The organism is Burkholderia sp. 9777_1386, assembly GCF_015712265.1.
Classification (GTDB): domain Bacteria; phylum Pseudomonadota; class Gammaproteobacteria; order Burkholderiales; family Burkholderiaceae; genus Burkholderia; species Burkholderia cenocepacia.
Genome location: NZ_JACCQB010000058.1, coordinates 1 through 17,104 on the forward strand (window position 1 = coordinate 1; position 17,104 = coordinate 17,104).

Below are 17,104 nucleotides of genomic sequence, written 5' to 3' on the forward strand. Positions count from 1 at the left end.
GAGCTGTGATTCGAGCTTAACGGCTCGCAGGAGACACAAGCTGTGCCGTAGCCGCCAACCGGCAAAGCAGCGCGCCAAACGGCGCGCCACCACTGAAGTTTGAAGCAAATCGAAGATATAAGGAGACAGACCGATGCCATCCATCACGCAGGCCGCTGCCGCACCGGCCGCGGCCGATTCGTCCGAAGACGCCCTTTACCGCAAGGTCATGCGGCGCATCCTGCCGTTGCTGTTGCTGTGCTACGTCGTGGCCTATCTGGATCGCGTCAACGTCGGCTTCGCGAAGCTGCAGATGCTCGACGACCTGAGCCTGAGCGACAGCGTCTATGCGCTCGGCGCGAGCATTTTCTTCTGGGGCTATTTCCTGTTCGAGATGCCCAGCAACCTGTTGCTGCACCGCTACGGCGCGCGCTTCTGGATCGCGCGGATCATGATCACGTGGGGCATCGTGTCGTCGTCGATGGCGTTCATCGTGCCGCTCGCGCAGTTCTTCCACGTGCAGACCACCACCATGTTCTACACGCTGCGCTTCCTGCTGGGGCTGTGCGAAGCCGGCTTTTTCCCCGGCGTCATCCTGTACATGAACTACTGGTTCCCGGCGCGCCGCCAGAGCGTGGCGATGTCGGGCTTCCTGGTGGCGATCCCGCTGAGCCTGACGCTGGGCAGCGTGGTGTCGGGCTGGCTGATGGAGCAGACGCACGGCCTGTCGGGCATGAGCGGCTGGCAATGGATGCTGCTGCTCGAAGGGCTGCCGTCGATCGTGGTGGCGTTCATCGTGCTGGCCTGCCTCGGCGACGGCCCGCAGTCGGCGAAATGGTTGTCCGCCGACGAAAAGGCGGTGCTGTCGCGCAACCTCGAATCCGAAGCCGCGCACAAGTCGCACAGCATCGGCGCCGCGCTGCGCAGCCCGCGCGTCTGGCTGCTCACCTTCATCCTGCTGACCTTCAATACCGGCTTCTACGGGCTGGCCTTCTGGCTGCCGTCGATCATTCGCGCGTCGGGGGTGCACAGCCCGCTGCACATCGGTGTACTGACGGCCATTCCGTACCTGACGGCGATCTTCGCGATGGTGTGGAACGCGTCGCACTCGCGCAAGACCGGCGAACGCCGCCTGCATGCGGCGATTCCCGCGCTGATCGGCGGCGTCTTTCTGATCCTGAGCGCGGCGTTTGCCCACAACGTGGCGCTGTCGATCGTATTCCTGACCATCGCCACGTGCGGCATCCTCGCGCTGATGCCGATCTACTGGACCTTTCCGGGGCAGATCCTGTCCGGCACGGCCGCGGCGGCCGGCATCGCGCTGATCAACTCGGTGGGGAACCTGTCCGGCTTCACGGGCTCGATGATCACCGGCGTCGCGAAGCAGATGACCGGCGACATCAACAACGGGACCTATGCGCTGGGCGCCTGCCTGCTGATCAGTTGCGTGCTGATCGCGTCGATTCCGCGCGACATCCTGCGGCCGCCGGCGGGGCGGTAGGGCGTTCGCCCGGCGTCAGGTCCGACCGGGGCCGGGGCATCGCGCCGCCCCGGCGCCGGATGGATCGCGTCACGTGGAGTGATCTCGCGTGAGTGTGCTCGACCATCACGGACGGACTTCCGGACACCTCCAACCGGCGACGCGCTGCGCGCGATTCCGCTTTCTCGTGAGCAGCCGTCAGGCGCCGTCCAGTGCGAAGCGCACCTTGTCCCCGAGCGTGCGCAACCGCTCGACCGGTTCGTTCGCGAACACGAAACGGATATACGCGTCGCCGTGGGCAACGCCCCATCCGGCCATGGCCGTCGCGCATACGCCGTGGCGCAGCAATCGCTCCGACATCTGCGACCCGGTCAGGCCGAAATCGGACACGCGCAGCAGCATCGACCAGCCGCCCGCCGGCATGCCGAACGGGAGCCCCGACAGTTGGGCGGCGACCGTATCCCGCCGCCTCTCGAGTTCGCTCACGTAGCCAGGCAGATCGGATGCGGAATGGTCGAGCGCGACCGCCGCGGCCTCCTGCGCAATGCCGACCGGCACCACGACATTGGCGAGCGACACGGCCACGAGATCCGGAATCAGCCATTGCGGCGCGACGATCCAGCCGACCCGCCAGCCGATCATGCGCAGCTCTTTCGACGCCGCGCCGACCGTGACCGTACGCTCCGCCATGCCGGGCAGGCCGGCGGGATGGATGACCGTGCGTCCATCGAAGAGCAGCCGTTCCATCGCGCTGTCGAGGATCAGCAGCAGATCGTTCTGCACGCACAGGCTCGCGATCAGCTGCCAGTCGGACGCATCGAAGAAGCCGCCCGAAGGCATCGACGGAGACATCAGCAGCATGGCCCGCGTCTGCGGACCGATCGCTGCCCGCAGCGCGGCCTGGTCCAGCTTCCATTCGCCGCCCGGCGTGAAGACGAACGGTACTTGCCGGGGTACGCCGCCCGCAAGGCGGACGCGGTTCAGCAGACCTGCGTAGGTCGGATCGGTGACGATGACTTCGTCGCCGGTCTCGACGGTGGCGAGCAGCGTGTTCAGAATGCCGGAGAGTCCGCCCGCCGACACCACCACCTGGTCGGCCGTGAAGCGCTGCCCCGACAGCGCCGACACGTGGGCGGCAGCGCTCGCGCGTAGCCGATCCTGACCGACGAATGGCAAATAGGAGTTGGCCGAGTCTCGCTGGATGGCCTCTCGGGTGACGGCGAGCGCCTCCGAGGTGGGCGGGATGTCGGTATCGAGATTTTCGAGTCGCAAAAGGTCGACGTCGGCATGATCGGCGATCGAACCCATGCGATCGACGCCGATGCCGGCGATGTGCTGCAGGCGCACAGGACGGTGGTGGCGCATCGGAGCCTCCGGTTTTGTTACAATTTAATAGATAATATATGCATGGTGGTCGGGATGAACTTTGAAGTCAAGGACGATCGCTCGCTGGCCGATCGGATCGCCGTCGCATTGGCGGACCGCATCATCTCCGGCGTCATCGCGCCGGGAGAGTGGCTGCGTCAGGACCACATCGCGGCGGAGTTCGGCGCGAGCCATGTGCCGGTACGCGAGGCGTTCCGACGGCTGGAAGCGCAGGGGCTGGCCGTGGTGGAGCCGCGACGCGGCGTGCGGGCGGCGCCGCTCGAGCCGGCGGACGTGCTCGAAATGGCCAAGATGCGCGCTGCTTTCGAGGCGCTGGCGCTGCGCGAGGCAATGCCCGCGCTCGACGCACGTGCGCTGGAGGAACTCGATGCGATCCTCGATCAGGAGTCGGCAGCGCACGGCATAGCCGTGCTCGGCACGCTGAACCTGAGGTTTCATCGCGCATTGACCGCGCGGTGCGGGATGCCGCGGCTCATCGACGCAATCGGCGACATGCATCGGGCCAGCTCACGGCATCTGTACGCGACGTGGCAGCAACTTGACTGGCAGGATCGCTCGAACGACGAGCATCGAAACATCGTTTGCGCGATACGCGAAGGTGATGTGGATGCAGCGTGCGCGGCTTTGTCCGCGCACATTCTGGCGGCGGGGGATGCGCTGGCGCAGGCGTTGCGGAGGCGGTAAGGACACGGGTCAAACCGGCGTCGACGACCGGTCCGAAAAGCCGGTTCCGGGAATGGCTGGCGTCTTCTCCGGGCGACCTCAGCCAAACGCGTCGGAAGGCATTCGTTGACTGCAAGCACGGCGACCGCGACCCTCGGCGCGACATCTTCACTCTGACCGACGACTCACGACACGCTGCGCCGCATCCCCCGCACCTGCAGCCAAATGGCGGATATCAGGAAATAAAGCGCACCGACTCCCGCGTAGCCCGCGATCTTGACGATCGCGGGTGGCATCGGCGCATGGTTTTGGACAATGAAGAACAGCCCGGCCAACGCCGATTGCGCTCCGCTCAGGATCATCACCCACTGTGCGCCGGCATGCTTCCAGCGCCGCACGGCGGTGCCGAGCTGCAGCGCGCCGGAGAGCATCGCCCAGACGCCGAACACCGCAAGTACCGCGGACAGGCCCGCATTCAACGCCGGAAATACGGCCAGTGTCGTGACGACGCTGATCGCGACGTTGGCCGCCTGCGTGCGGTTTGCCGCCATCCCGCCGCTGCGGGACAGGTCGACGAAATTGGCGAGCGCATCCCAGGCCGGATAAACGACCAGCAGCACCGCCGCGCCGGCTGCGCTGTGCCGGCCGACGGAAAACGCCAGCGCGACCCAGATCAGCGAGAACACCGCGCGGGAAAAGTAGTACCGTTTCAGCCAGTGTTCGTCGGCAGGGGGACGGAATTCGGGGTAGCGGTCAATCATTTGCATTCCTTCGTATATTGAATCGTCGTTCCGGCCGGCATGCAGGGCGTCCGCCATGCGGATTCGGATGCGGCGCCGACCGGATCTCCAGTGCGCCGAGTATCGCAATCGCCGGGGCCGGCCGCCATCGGTCAGATGTCCGATGGCCCATTCCACCGGCGGCAGGCTCTGGTCCAGGCGAACATCGCATCGGAGCGGCCCGCGGCGCGGCGCCGACGCGCATGCTCGTGCACGCCGCGACGCCGTCGCGTATGATCGTTTTCCCGCTCCCGCGAATGTCTCCGCCCGCCCGATGTCCGACGCCGAAGCCCGTCACGCCCCGCTGCGCATCGTCGAAGCCGTACGCGCGCTGGCCTTCATCGGCGATCTCAGCATGGGCCAGCCGACCGACCATTCGCCACGCACGAGTTGGTTGGCGGCGCAGCTCGCGCACGCGGCGCGATTCGATGCAGCGGTGTGCGATACGGCCCGCGAGGTGGCGCTGTTGCGCTGGTCGGGCTGCACCGCGAATGCGGCGGGTTTCGCGCAGGTATTCGGCGACGACGTCGCGATCCGCGCCGCGATGCTCGAGAGCCGGCCCGGCATGGCCGAAGCGATCGGCGGCGCGGGCGTCGCGATGATCCCGCTCGCGCAGATTCATTGCGAAGTGTCGGGCGAGGTCGCGCGAATACTCGGTCTGTCCAACGCGACGGAAACCGCGCTGCGGCACATTTTCGAAAGCTGGGACGGCAACGGGCTGCCTGCGCGGCTCGCGCGGGAACAGGTGCCGGCCGCCGTATCGATCGTCGCGCTTGCGGGCGACCTCGACGTGTTCAGCCGCACCTACGGCATCGAACGGGCGCTCCAATTGATCGGCCAACGCGCGGGGGCGCGCTATCCGGCCGTGCTCGTCGAGACGGCCGAGCGTGACGCACCGCGCTGGCTGGCGGCGCTCGAGCACATGGCGCCCGCCGAGCTGGACGCCGCATTGGCCACGCCGGACATGCAGGGCGCGACGTCCGCCGAATTGATCGCGGACGTCATCGATCTGAAACTGCCGTGGATGACGGGCTTCTCGCGTTCGGTCGCCGCGACGGCGGCCGCGTGTTACGGCCGTCTCTCGCCGGACGAGGCCGCGCGCGAACGCGTGTACCGCGCCGGCCTGATTCACGGCATCGGCCGGGCCGCGGTACCGAACGACGTGTGGAACTTGCCGACGCGGCTGCCCGCGAGCGCCTGGGAAAAGGTGCGACTCGTGCCTTACTGGACCGAGCGCGCCGGCAGGCAGACCGGCGCGCTCGGCGAAGCCGCGGTGCTTGCGTCGTATGCCTATGAACGGCAGGACGGCTCGGGTTATTTTCGCGGCGCGCGATGCGGCGCTGACGCTGGAAGCGCGCGTGCTCGCGGCGTCGCTGGCATGGGTCGCGTTGCGCTCGGCGCGTCCGTGGCGCGCGGCGCTGAGCGATGCGGCCGCCGCCGACCAGTTGCAGGAAGAAGCGGCCTGCGGCCGGCTATGCGGCGACGTGGTGGCCGCGCTCGTGACGGGCGGAGCGCCTGTGCCCCGGCGCATCGCGCCGCGCGCGTCGGGCGCTGGACCGCGCCTGTCCGCGCGGGAAATCGAAGTCCTGCGGGCGATCTCCCGCGGCGCGAGCAACAAGCAGGTCGCGCAGGCGCTCGCGATGAGTCCGAGCACGGTGCGCACCCATGTCGAGAAGGCGTTCCGCAAGCTCGAATGTTCGACACGCGCCGCGGCGACCCTCAAGGCGTCGGCGCTGGGGCTGCTCTGACGCCATCCACGACGCCGATTCGCTTGCGTGTGCGCGCGGACGCGCGAGAACACGTGCGTGATGTGCCGATCGGGTTCGATATCGGTGAACGCATCGATATCGGCCATGACATCTGCCGTCTTCGCGGCAGCGAACGCGGCGTCCAGCGCTGCGCTGTTTACAGGCGACGACGGGCGATTACGGCCGTTTGCGTTCAGGGCCGAAGCCCGGACGGACGGCGGCCCGCATCGACGGGTGCGCGGCGGGTGCGCGGGCGAGCGAGATGCCCAGCGCGGCGCCGACGGCGAGGAACAGCGAGATCGACAGGAGTGCGACGATGAACGCGTGCGCGATGGCCGCCGGGTCCTGGCGCGTGCCGAGCGTCGTATAGAAAATGCCGCCGATGATCGCCACGCTGAGCGACGTGCTGACCTGCAGCGTCGAGCTGGCGATGCCCGCGATCATGCCGGACAGCGCCGGTGCGACGCGCCCCGTCACCATGCGCATCAGCGTCGGCAGCGCGAGCCCTTGTCCGAACCCGATGACGAAGAGCGCGGCGGCGAGCGGCACGGCAGCGAGCGGCATCCCGACCGGCGTGGCATCGATCAACCCCGCGAGGCCGACGAGCCCGACGATCTCCAGCCCCATGCCGAACGGATTGACGTAAGCGCCGATGACACGTGTGCAGAACGGCGTCGACAACGGGCCGAGCAGGAACCCGACGCCGAACGGCAAGAACACGAGGCCCGCGCTCAGCGCGTCGACGTGCAGCGCATTCTGCAGATACACCGAGAACAGCAGGAAGAACGCGCCGATCGAGTACAGCAGCAGCGCGATCAGCAACGCGCGGCCCAGCCCCGGTGCGCGCAGCGCGGCCGGATCGAGCAGCGGTGCGCCGCCGCGGCGGCCGAGCCGGCGCTCGTAGCGCCAGAAGAACGCGGCGAGGGCGGGCACCGCGAGCAGCGACCCCCATGCCCATACCGGCCAGCCTGCTTCGCGCCCCTCGATCAGCGGCACGATCAGCGCGCCCAGCGTCAGCATCGACAGCGCGGTGCCGCCGAGGTCGAGCTTGCGCGCATGCTGCGCCCGCGTTTCCTTCAACAGCGGAATCCCGAACAGGACGACCAGCATCGCCAGCGGCAGGTTGACGAGGAAGATCGTGCGCCAGCCCAGGTTCAACAGATTCAACGAGATCAGGATCCCGCCGAGCGCCTGCCCGACCACGGCCGCGAGGCCGAATACCGCGCCGTACAAGCTGAGCGCGAGCGGCTTTTCCGGTTCCGGAAAGATCGCCTGGATCGACGCGAGCGCCTGCGGCGCCATGATCGCGGCCGTCACGCCCTGCAACGCGCGGCCGACGATGAGCGTCCACGGCGAACTCGCGAGGCCGCACAGCGTCGAGGCGATCGCAAAGCCGATCAACCCGAGGAAAAACACGCGGCCGCGGCCGAACAGGTCGCCCAATCGCCCGCCGGTGATCAGCGTCACCGCGTACAGGCCCGCATACGATGAAATGACGAGTTGCTCGGCCGACGACGAGGCGCCCAGTTCCGCGCGGATCGACGGCAGCGCGACATTGACGATGAAGAAATCCAGCGGCGGCAGGAACGCGCCGACGAGCAGGATCGAAAACATCGCCCAGCGACGCGGGTCGGGTGAAACGGGGTCATTCCGTGACATGGGCGGCTCTCCATACGGAACCAATCAGTTCCAAATCGGGTAAAAAAATATCAGTCGAGAATGCGCATCGTGCGATCGACCAACGCGAGCACGTCGGGCTCGGACATACCGGTTTTGCCCAGCACGCGCATGCCCTCGATCTGGCAGACGAGCAAACGCGCCAGCACCTGTTCGTCCTGCTCGGCGATCTCGCCGCTCGCCTGGCCGCGGACGATCGCACCGGCATAGAGCTGCTGCAGCCGCCGGAACATGCGCCCGGTGCGTTCCGCGACATCCGCGTCGCGCGCGGCCAGTTCGGTGGTCATCGCGACCGCGAGACATCCGCGCCGGCCCGCGTCGCCAACGGACAGGCGCGCATAGCGCAGCAGCGAATCGCGAATCGCATCCTTCACGGCACCGGGTTGCGACAGGATGTCGGCGGTCGCCTTGAGCCCGTCGGCCATGTACAGGTCGAGCGCCGCCAGCAGCAGCGCCTTCTTGTCGCCGAACGCCTTGTAGAGACTGCCGCGCGACAAGCCCGTGCCGGCGATCAGGTCGGGCAGGGACGCGCCTTCGTAGCCGCGATCCCAGAAAACGTCCATCGCGTCGCGCGCGGCGTCGCCCAGTTCGAATTCGCGGGGACGGCCCACGCCAGCCGGATTTGCCATTGATCGGTTTCGCCATCGATGCGGTGCCAAAGTTGGATGCATTATATGGACCGATCGGTTCCGATGTCAATGCGCGTGGCCGGACCGGACACGGCGACGGCCGTCCTTGCGGACGGCGCGGGTTCATCCGCTCAGTCGAGCCCGCCCTGGCACAGGTACTTGATGGACAGGTAATCGTCGAGGCCGTAGCGCGAGCCTTCGCGGCCGTAGCCCGATTCCTTCACGCCGCCGAACGGCGCGGCCTCGCTCGCGAGCGCGCCTTCGTTGATGCCGACGATGCCCGTTTCGAGCCGCGCCGACACGCGCGCGATGCGCCGCACGTCCTGCGTGTAGAAATAGGCGGCGAGCCCGAACGGCGTGTCGTTCGCGGCGGCGACCGCTTCGTCCTCGGACGCGAAGCGAAACAGCGCGGCGATCGGGCCGAAGGTTTCCTCGCAGGTGAGCTGCATGTCGGCGGTCGCGTCGACGAGCACCGTCGGCGCGTAATAGTTCGCACCGAGCTCGGTCAGGCGCTTGCCGCCCGTGAGCACGCGCGCGCCGCGTTCGATCGCATCGCCGACGTGGCGTGCGATCTTGTCGACCGCGCGCGCGTTGATCATCGGGCCGATCTGCGCGGCCGGGTCGGTCGCCGGCGCGACCTTCAGCGCGGCGACGCGCGCGGCGAGCTTCGCGGCGAACGCGTCGTAGACACCGGCCTGCACGTACACGCGATTCGGCGACACGCAGGTCTGCCCGCCGTTGCGGAACTTGGCGGCCATCAGCCCGTCGACCGCGGCATCGAGCTCGGCGTCGTCGAACACGATGAACGGCGCATTGCCGCCGAGCTCCAGCGACAATTTCTTCAACGTCGCCGCCGATTCGCGCGCGAGCAGCTTGCCGACCGGCGTCGAGCCGGTGAACGTGATCTTGCGCACGCGGCCGTCGGCGAGCCAGTCGGCCGCCGCGTCGACGCCGCGCTCGCGCGACGCGGCGATCAGGTTCAGCACGCCGGCCGGCACGCCGGCTTCCTGCGCGAGCAACGCGAGCGCGAGCGCGGTCAGCGGCGTGTCCTCCGCCGGCTTCGCGACCACCGTGCAGCCGGCCGCGAGGGCCGGCGCGATCTTGCGCGCGATCATCGCGAGCGGGAAATTCCACGGCGTGATCGCGGCGACGATGCCGATCGGCTCCTTCACCGCGCTCAAGCGCTTGCCGCGCTGCTGCTGCGGGATCAGGTCGCCGTACGTGCGCGTCGCTTCCTCCGCGAACCACAGCACGTACGACGCACCGTACGCAACTTCGCCACGCGCCTCGGCCAGCGGCTTGCCCTGTTCGCGCGACATCAGCTTCGCGAGATCGTCGGTGTGCGCGACGATCGCCGCATGCCAGGCACGCAGGATCGCGGCGCGTTCGCGCGCGGGCGTCGCACGCCACGCGGGCAGCGCGCGGGCTGCCGCGTCGGTCGCCGCGCGTGCGTCGGCGGCGCCGCTGTCGGGTACGTGGGCAACGGTTTCGAGCGTGGCGGGATCGGTGACGGCGAAGCGGCGGCCGTCGAGCGCATCGCGCCAGTTGCCGTCGATCAGGTTGGCGGTGCGAACGAGTTCGGTGCGGGACAGCGTAAGCGGCATGACAGATCCTTGAATGAGGCGGTTCGGTGACGCTGGTTGAGCGGTGTGGGCGCGCGGCTACCCCGCGCGGACAGCAGGCTGCCGCGTTCGGGGGGGACGCACGCCGCGTGTCAGTGACGTTCGCCGAACAGCGATTCGAGCGGGTAGTGCCGTTTGACGAACGGCGACTTGATGATCACGTAACTGAAATACTTCTCGATGCCGATGTTCTGCTCGAGCAGCCCTTCGACGATCGTCTGGTAATGGCTCACGCTGCGCGTGATGAACTTCAGCAGATAGTCGTAGCCGCCGCTCGCGAGGTGGCATTCGACGATCTCGTCGACGGTGCGGATCGCCGCGACGAAGCGGTCGAAATCCTCGCGCCGATGATCGGCCAGCGTGACCTCGGTAAATACGACCTGCACGTCGCCGAGTTTCTCGAGCTGGATGTGCGCGCCGTAGCCGCCGATGTAGCCGGCCTTCTCGAGCCGCTTCACGCGGATCAGGCACGGACTGGGCGACAGCCCGACCGCATCGGCCAGCTCGACGTTGGTCATGCGGCCGCGCTTTTGCAACTGGGAGAGGATGCGCAGGTCGATGCGATCCAGCTTGCTGTCCGTCATGTTCACGTGAAAGAGCAAAAATGGAATGTCCGGTTACTTTAGAGACGAACGATGACCGCTACAAGCCCGGCTTTCCCTTGGCCCGTCAGGCCGGTTGCGCATGCGCGGCGTCGAGCGCGCGCTGCACGCCGGAATCCGCCAGCACGTCGTCGAGCGTCTTGCGCACGCGTTCGAACATCAGGTCGAACTCGCCGGCAGTGAAGCTCAGCGCCGGCGCAAAGCCGAGCACGCCGTCGCCGAACGCGCGGAACACCACGCCGTTCGCGTAGGCGGCGGCCGCGATCCGGTCCGGCACGTTCAGCGCCGGGTCGAAGCGCGTCTTGCGTGCCTTGTCGGCGACCAGTTCGAGCGCGCCGAGCAGGCCGACCGAGCGCGCGTCGCCAACGAGCGGATGCGCGCGCAGCGCGTCGAGCCCCGCGGCGAAGCGCGGCGCCAGCGCCTGGCCGTTCGCGAGCAGCCCGCCTTCGTGATAGAGCTTCAGCACTTCGAGGCCGATCGCCGCGCTCACCGGATGCGCGCAATACGTATAGCCGTGGCCGACCGCGGGCGCATCGGCGCGGTGGCCCGCGATCCCTTCGTAGATTTCGTCGGACATCAGCACCGCGCCCATCGGCGCATAGCCGGCGGTCAGCCCCTTCGCGACGGTCATCAGGTCCGGATCGACCTGTTCGGCCTCGCACGCGAACAGCGGGCCGGTGCGGCCGAAGCCGGTGATCACCTCGTCCGCGACGAACAGGATGCCGAGGCGCCGGCACGCGTCGCGCATCGCCTTCAGCCAGCCGGCCGGCGGCACGATCACGCCGCCGGAACCCTGCACCGGCTCGCAGAAGAACGCGGCGACATTGTCCGCGCCCAGTTCGGCGACCTTCGCTTCGAGCGCGGCGACCGACGCGGCGATCAGCGCCTGCGGATCGTCGCCGAGCGGATGGCGGTACGGGTAGGGCGACGGAATATGGTGCTGGTCCGCACGCGGCAGGTCGAAATGACGGTGAAACGCCGGCAGCGCGGTGAGGCCGGCGCCGATCGACGACGAGCCGTGATAACCGCGCTCCAGCGCGATCATCTGCTTTTTCGACGGACGGCCGGTCGCGTTGAAATAGTGCGTGATGAAGCGCACGGCGGAGTCGATCGCGTCCGAGCCGCCGAGCGTGAAGTACACGCGGTTCAGCGACGGCGGCGCGAGCGCGGCGAGCCGTTCGGCGAGCTCGATCGCCGGCTGCGAGCCGAAATGGAAATAGCCGGTTGCGTAGGGCAGCTTGGCCAGCTGGTCGGCGGCGGCTTTCACGATGCTGTCGCGGCCGTAGCCGACGTTGACGCACCACAGGCCCGAGAACGCGTCGAGCAGCGTATGGCCCGCGGCATCGCGCAGGAACACGCCGTCCGCGGATTCCAGCACGGTGACGCCGCGTGCCTCGTGCGCACGGTAATTGACGACGGGGTGGATCAGGTGTTGACGATCGGCTTCGATCAGCGCGGCTTGGTTCATGGGAAGGCGGGACTCTCGTCAGGTGTCAGCGGTGAGTTCATGCTAACGGGCAAGCCATCCGCATGCGTCTTCAATTTGCGGTCCGAAACGTATGCGCGCGGCGTTTGCACCGGGCGCTTCGGCATTTTCTGCTGCGCGCCCCGCAGGCCGGGCCCGCACGTCAGTAGCCGCGTGCGCGATCGACGACGCCGATCATCGGTTGTCCCGCGCGATGGCGCGCGAGATTCGCGAGCACCGCGTCGACCGCGGTGTCGGGTCGCGTCGCGCTGGCGATGTGCGGCGTGATGCGAATGCGCGGATGCGTCCAGAACGGATGGCCGGCCGGCAACGGTTCGGGGTCCGTCACGTCCAGGATCGCGCTGTCGAGCCGGCCGCTCGCGAGCGCCGCGAGCAGCGCAGGCGCATCGAGCTGCGGGCCGCGCCCGACCTGCACCAGCGATGCGCCGGCCGGCAGCGCGTCGAACACGCGCGCGCCGAGCAGGCCGCGCGTGCCGTCGGTGAGCGGCAGCAGGCAGATCAGGATGTCGGTACGGGCGAGGAACGCGTCGAGCGCGGCATCGCCTGCATGACAGTCGACGCCGTCGAGCGTGCGCGGCGTGCGGCTCCAGCCCGCGCACGGGAAGCCGAAGCGCCGCAGCGTGTCGAGCACGGCCTGGCCGAGCGTGCCGAGCCCGAGCACGCCGATGCGTCGCGACGCGGCCGCGCGCACGGGGCGCTCGCGCCACACCTGGTCGCGCTGCTGCGCCGCGTAGTCGAACAGGTCGCGATGGATCGTCAGCACGGCCTGCGTCACGTATTCGACCATTCCTTCGACGATACCCGGCTCGATCATCCGCACGACGGGGATATGCGGCGGCACGCGCGACAGGTCGAACTGATCGATGCCGGCGCCGACCGAGAACACGACTTCGAGGTTCGGCAACAGCGCGACCGGATCGTCCGGCGGCTGCCATGCGGCGAGATAGCGGACGGCGTCGGCGTCGCCGAGGTCCGGCCAGATCCGGAACGGCAGGTCGGGCGCGCGTTGCGCGAAGCGCGCCGCCCACTGCGCGCCGCGCACCGGGTCGGCCTTGTAGAGAAAACTCATCGTGCGCCCCGCTCAGCCGAGCGCCTGGTTCACGATCGCGAACGCGCGCAGCGCCGGGTCGCGTGGCGGCGTCGTGCCGCGCGCCATCGCGACGACCGTATCGACGCGCGGCAACCCGAGCCCCTGCAGCCAGTCCGACAGCCCGCTGTCGCCCGGCACGTCGAGCCGCACGAACATGCCCTCGTGCAGCGCGAGCCAATGGCTGATCAGCGCTTGCGCGCGCAGCGCATCCGGCGCGATCACCGGGCCGATCACGTGGCCGCGGCCGAACCGGCGGAACAGCGCGAAACCGAGCAGCTCGCCGTCGCGGTCGAGCGCGATCCCGTTCGCGACGTCGAGCAGCGCATCGATCACCGCACCGCGTTCGTAGCCGGCCGCGCGCGACGCGAGCGCGGCGAGCCGCGGGCCGTCGTTGGTGCCGAGCGGGCGCAGGCGCTCGCCGGGCGGCAGCGAGATCAGCGGCGGCTGGAACGCGGCGCCCTGGTGCTGATCGATCGTATCGATGACGTCGAAGCCGAACTTCGCGTACAGCGGCTCGCCGGCCGGCGTCGCATGCAGAAATACGGTCCGCGTGCCGAAGCTGTCGACCACGCGGGTGAGCAGTTCGCGGCCGATGCCGCAGCCCTGGCGCTCGGGCGACACGATGACCATGCCGAGCGACGCGTGCGATTCGCCGAAGCGCCAGCCGAGCGCGGTGCCGACGATGCCGGTTTCGTCCTCGGCGACGAAGCCGCTGCCGAGCTGGAATACGAAGCGCCAGTCGTCGAGCCGGTGCGGCCACTTGACTGCTTCGGACAGTCGATGGGCGGCGGGCAGGTCGGCTTCGGTGAGCGGGCGATAGATGAGCGTGCGGGAAGGATTGAGGTCGGACACGCCGGACTCCGGATGGGTGGAAATGACCTGTTCACTCTGCCAGCGCGGCGGCGGCACGGATAGGACGATTCGCCTGTTTTCCGGCGGCGGCCCGGCGCGCGGGATCGATGCCGATCCGCTCGGCCGGCATGAACGCATCCGCCCGTCGTGCCGACGCGTCACATGAACTCGATCGTTCCTGCCGCGAGCGTGCCGCTACGACCAAAGCGCGGTATCGCGGCCGTTCGCGGCGGGCTGCGGCGGCCGGGCGCCGCATATCGTGCTGCCCGCGCCGCGCAACACGCGACGATTCTGCGTTTCGGACGGCGCCAAACGACGCGCGCGGGGCTTTTTGCCCTGATTCAATTTCGTACAACCCAGCCCGTCCCCGGCCCGCCGGGGCTTCACACCGACAGGACGTCATCATGATCCAGTTTGAACCGAAGTACATCACCTTCGACTGTTACGGCACGCTGACCCATTTCCGGATGGCCGAGACGGCGCGCGAAATCTATGCGGACCGGTTGTCGCCGGCCGCGATGGAGGCATTCGTGCGCGCGTTCGCCGCTTATCGGCTCGACGAGGTGCTCGGTGCGTGGAAGCCGTATCGCGATGTCGTCGTCAACGCGATCCGCCGCACCTGCGCGCGGGTCGGCGTGACGTTCGACGAAGCCGAGGCCGAGCTGTTCTATCGTGCGGTGCCGACCTGGGGCCCGCATCCGGACGTGCCGGCCGGGCTGTCACGGCTGGCGACGAAGTACAAGCTCGTGATCCTGTCGAACGCGATGGACGAGCAGATCATGAGCAACGTCGACAAGCTCGGCGCACCGTTCCACGCGGTGTTCACCGCGCAGCAGGCGCAATCGTACAAGCCGCGGATGCAGGGCTTCGAATACATGTTCGACAAGCTCGGCTGCAAGCCCGAGGACGTGCTGCACGTGTCGTCGAGCCTGCGCTACGACCTGATGACGGCCGAGGATCTGGGAATCAGGCACAAGGCCTTCGTGAATCGCGGCCACGAGCCGGGCACGCCGTTCTACAACTATTACGAAGTGTCGGACATCGGCCAGCTCGCGACGCAGCTCGGGCTGTAAGCGACGCGTTTCCCCGGTGCGGTGCCGCGCACGCCTGGTGCCGCCCGTCGCGATCCCGGGAGAAACACGCGCAATGCGGCAGGCGGCCGGTGTCGCCACGTCGCCACGTCGCCACGTCGCGCGAGCCTGCACGCATTCGCGTCGCGCCCTCGGGATCAACGCGTCGATGCCGGCGAACAATCCTCTGAACTTTCACTTACGCGCCGGCATGCGGCCGGCACCCGCCGACGGTCCCCGGCGCACGCAGCAAATCATGCTGCGCAGGCTACCCAAAACGGTCGATTCGTATCGTGAGGGCGGCCCGAATCGGGACAACCGGCATTTTGGCGATGCTTAAATGAATTGCATGTGCACGGCGTCGCGCCCGCCACCAGCAAGCGGGCGCGGCGGGATCGAACAACCACGCTGGACCCTATGACCCACTTTACACAGTCAGGAGCAGTTCGGATGAGCGACGATATCGACAATGGCGGCAAGGGCGGCTTCACGCGCCGCGACATGATGCGGGTCATGGCGGCGAGCGGCATGATGGCCGTCGGCGGCGGCGGATTGCTGACGAGCGCGCAGTCGGCATTCGCCGCGCCCGCGCCGAAGCGCGGCGGCAAGATCCGGGTCGCGAACGAATCCAGCTCGACCGCCGATACGCTCGACCCGGCCAAGGGCTCGACGGGCGCGGACTACATCCGCTTCTTCATGTTCTACAGCGGCCTCACGCAGCTCGACGGGAGCCTCACGCCGCAGATGAATCTCGCCGAGTCGCTGCACACGACCGATGCGAAGACCTGGATCATCAAGCTGCGCAAGGGCGTCACGTTCCACGACGGCAAACCCGTTGGCCCGGCCGACGTGGTGTTCTCGCTGATGCGCCACAAGAACGCGGCCACCGCGTCGAAGGTCAAGCCGCTCGCCGACCAGTTCGCGGACGCGAAGGCGAGCGGCCCGGACGAGGTCACGCTCACGCTCGCCAGCGCGAACGCCGATCTGCCGGTCATCCTCGCGACGCCGCAACTCGTGATCGTCAAGGACGGCACGACCGATTTCGCGACCGGCATCGGCTGCGGCCCGTACAAGCTCAAGTCGTTCAAGCCGGGCGTGTCGACCGTCGGCGTGCGCAACGACAGCTACTTCAAGCCGGGCATGCCGTATCTCGACGAGATCGAACTGATCGGCATCAGCGACAGCGCCGCGCGCCTGAACGCGCTGCTGTCGGGCGACGTGCACCTGATCAACGCGATCGACCCGCGCTCGACGCAACGGGTCGCGTCGACGCCCGGCTATGCGCTGAAGGAAACCAAGTCGGGGCTCTATACCGACCTGATCATGCGCAGCGAAAGCCCGATCACCGCGAATCCCGATTTCGTCGAGGGGATGAAGTACCTGTTCGATCGCGAACAGATCCGCTCGGCGGTATTTCGCGGCTATGCGGTGATCGGCAACGACCAGCCGATCCCGCCGGGGCATCGCTACTTCAACGCGTCGCTGCCGCAGCGGCCGCACGATCCGGACAAGGCGAAATTCCTGTTCCAGAAGGCCGGCGCGCTCGGCACGGCGCTGCCGCCGATCTATGCGACGTCCGATGCGAACGGGTCGATCGAAATGGCCGTGCTGCTGCAGCAGGCCGGCCAGAAGATCGGGCTGAACCTGCAGGTCAACCGCGTGTCGCCCGACGGCTACTGGTCGAACCACTGGATGAAGCATCCGCTCGGTTTCGGCAACATCAACCCGCGCTCGAGCGCCGACGTGCTGTTCACGCAGTTCTTCAAGTCGGACGCCGCGTGGAACGAGTCGGGCTGGAAGAACGCGAAGTTCGATCAGCTGCTGCTCGCCGCGCGCTCGGAGACCGACGATGCGAAGCGCAAGCAGATGTACGGCGAGATGCAGACGCTCGTCGCGCAGCAGGGCCGGGTCGGCATTCCGGCGTTCATCAGCTTCCTCGACGGCTACGACAAGCGGCTCGCGGGCCTCGGGTCGATCCCGACCGGCGGGATGATGGGCTTCATGTTCGCCGAGTACGTGTGGTGGAACGCCTGACGTCGAT

At 68.1% G+C, this 17,104-nt stretch carries 13 protein-coding genes and 1 pseudogene; 5 read left to right on the top strand and 9 right to left on the bottom strand.

Annotated features, from left to right (window positions below; genetic code table 11):
* Positions 1-133: 133 nt before the first annotated feature.
* Positions 134-1,480 carry an MFS transporter gene (locus H0X91_RS29345; protein WP_006498148.1) on the top strand — a complete coding sequence of 449 codons (1,347 nt, stop codon included), beginning with the start codon at positions 134-136 and terminating at the stop codon, positions 1,478-1,480.
* Between the two features lie 177 nt (positions 1,481-1,657).
* Here the strand turns inward: H0X91_RS29345 and H0X91_RS29350 are convergent, their stop codons facing one another.
* Complete coding sequence (locus H0X91_RS29350; RefSeq protein ID WP_006483280.1) at positions 1,658-2,824, bottom strand: pyridoxal phosphate-dependent aminotransferase; 1,167 nt, start codon at positions 2,822-2,824, stop codon at positions 1,658-1,660.
* Positions 2,825-2,878: 54 nt separating this feature from the next.
* On the opposite strand from H0X91_RS29350, the gene H0X91_RS29355 reads away from it, so the two are divergent.
* Entirely contained in the window at positions 2,879-3,529 is a 651-nt protein-coding gene (locus tag H0X91_RS29355) for a GntR family transcriptional regulator (protein ID WP_230878044.1), read from the top strand.
* A 164-nt stretch (positions 3,530-3,693) separates the two neighbouring features.
* Here H0X91_RS29355 and H0X91_RS29360 read toward each other — a convergent pair whose 3' ends face one another.
* Positions 3,694-4,269 carry a DUF308 domain-containing protein gene (locus tag H0X91_RS29360; protein WP_062911741.1) on the bottom strand — a complete coding sequence of 192 codons (576 nt, stop codon included), beginning with the start codon at positions 4,267-4,269 and terminating at the stop codon, positions 3,694-3,696.
* Between the two features lie 292 nt (positions 4,270-4,561).
* Between H0X91_RS29360 and H0X91_RS29365 the strand changes: the two are divergent.
* Positions 4,562-6,035 (top strand): annotated as a pseudogene (locus H0X91_RS29365) (HD domain-containing phosphohydrolase).
* Positions 6,036-6,212: 177 nt separating this feature from the next.
* Here H0X91_RS29365 and H0X91_RS29370 read toward each other — a convergent pair.
* The 7 genes from H0X91_RS29370 to H0X91_RS29400 all read right to left on the bottom strand — a co-directional run bounded on the left by H0X91_RS29370 (position 6,213) and on the right by H0X91_RS29400 (position 13,993).
* Complete coding sequence (locus H0X91_RS29370; RefSeq protein ID WP_196433574.1) at positions 6,213-7,694, bottom strand: MFS transporter; 1,482 nt, start codon at positions 7,692-7,694, stop codon at positions 6,213-6,215.
* A gap of 50 nt (positions 7,695-7,744) precedes the next feature.
* A complete protein-coding gene (locus tag H0X91_RS29375) occupies positions 7,745-8,341 on the bottom strand; it encodes a TetR/AcrR family transcriptional regulator (protein ID WP_006483275.1) in 597 nt (198 codons plus the stop codon).
* 131 nt (positions 8,342-8,472) lie between these two features.
* A complete protein-coding gene (locus H0X91_RS29380) occupies positions 8,473-9,945 on the bottom strand; it encodes an NAD-dependent succinate-semialdehyde dehydrogenase (protein WP_006493468.1) in 1,473 nt (490 codons plus the stop codon).
* A gap of 110 nt (positions 9,946-10,055) precedes the next feature.
* Positions 10,056-10,547 carry an Lrp/AsnC family transcriptional regulator gene (locus H0X91_RS29385; RefSeq protein WP_034178445.1) on the bottom strand — a complete coding sequence of 164 codons (492 nt, stop codon included), beginning with the start codon at positions 10,545-10,547 and terminating at the stop codon, positions 10,056-10,058.
* An 85-nt stretch (positions 10,548-10,632) separates the two neighbouring features.
* A complete protein-coding gene (locus H0X91_RS29390; protein ID WP_196433575.1) occupies positions 10,633-12,033 on the bottom strand; it encodes an aspartate aminotransferase family protein in 1,401 nt (466 codons plus the stop codon).
* A gap of 160 nt (positions 12,034-12,193) precedes the next feature.
* The gene (locus H0X91_RS29395) at positions 12,194-13,120 is read right to left on the bottom strand and encodes a 2-hydroxyacid dehydrogenase (protein ID WP_006498158.1); all 927 of its coding nucleotides are present in this window, start codon (positions 13,118-13,120) and stop codon (positions 12,194-12,196) included.
* Between the two features lie 12 nt (positions 13,121-13,132).
* Positions 13,133-13,993 carry a GNAT family N-acetyltransferase gene (locus H0X91_RS29400; protein ID WP_058903941.1) on the bottom strand — a complete coding sequence of 287 codons (861 nt, stop codon included), beginning with the start codon at positions 13,991-13,993 and terminating at the stop codon, positions 13,133-13,135.
* A gap of 404 nt (positions 13,994-14,397) precedes the next feature.
* On the opposite strand from H0X91_RS29400, the gene H0X91_RS29405 reads away from it, so the two are divergent.
* Positions 14,398-15,066, top strand: a complete 669-nt coding sequence (locus H0X91_RS29405) for a haloacid dehalogenase type II (protein WP_034203511.1) — start codon at positions 14,398-14,400, stop codon at positions 15,064-15,066.
* A gap of 447 nt (positions 15,067-15,513) precedes the next feature.
* Entirely contained in the window at positions 15,514-17,097 is a 1,584-nt protein-coding gene (locus H0X91_RS29410; protein ID WP_006482802.1) for an ABC transporter substrate-binding protein, read from the top strand.
* Positions 17,098-17,104 lie beyond the last annotated feature (7 nt).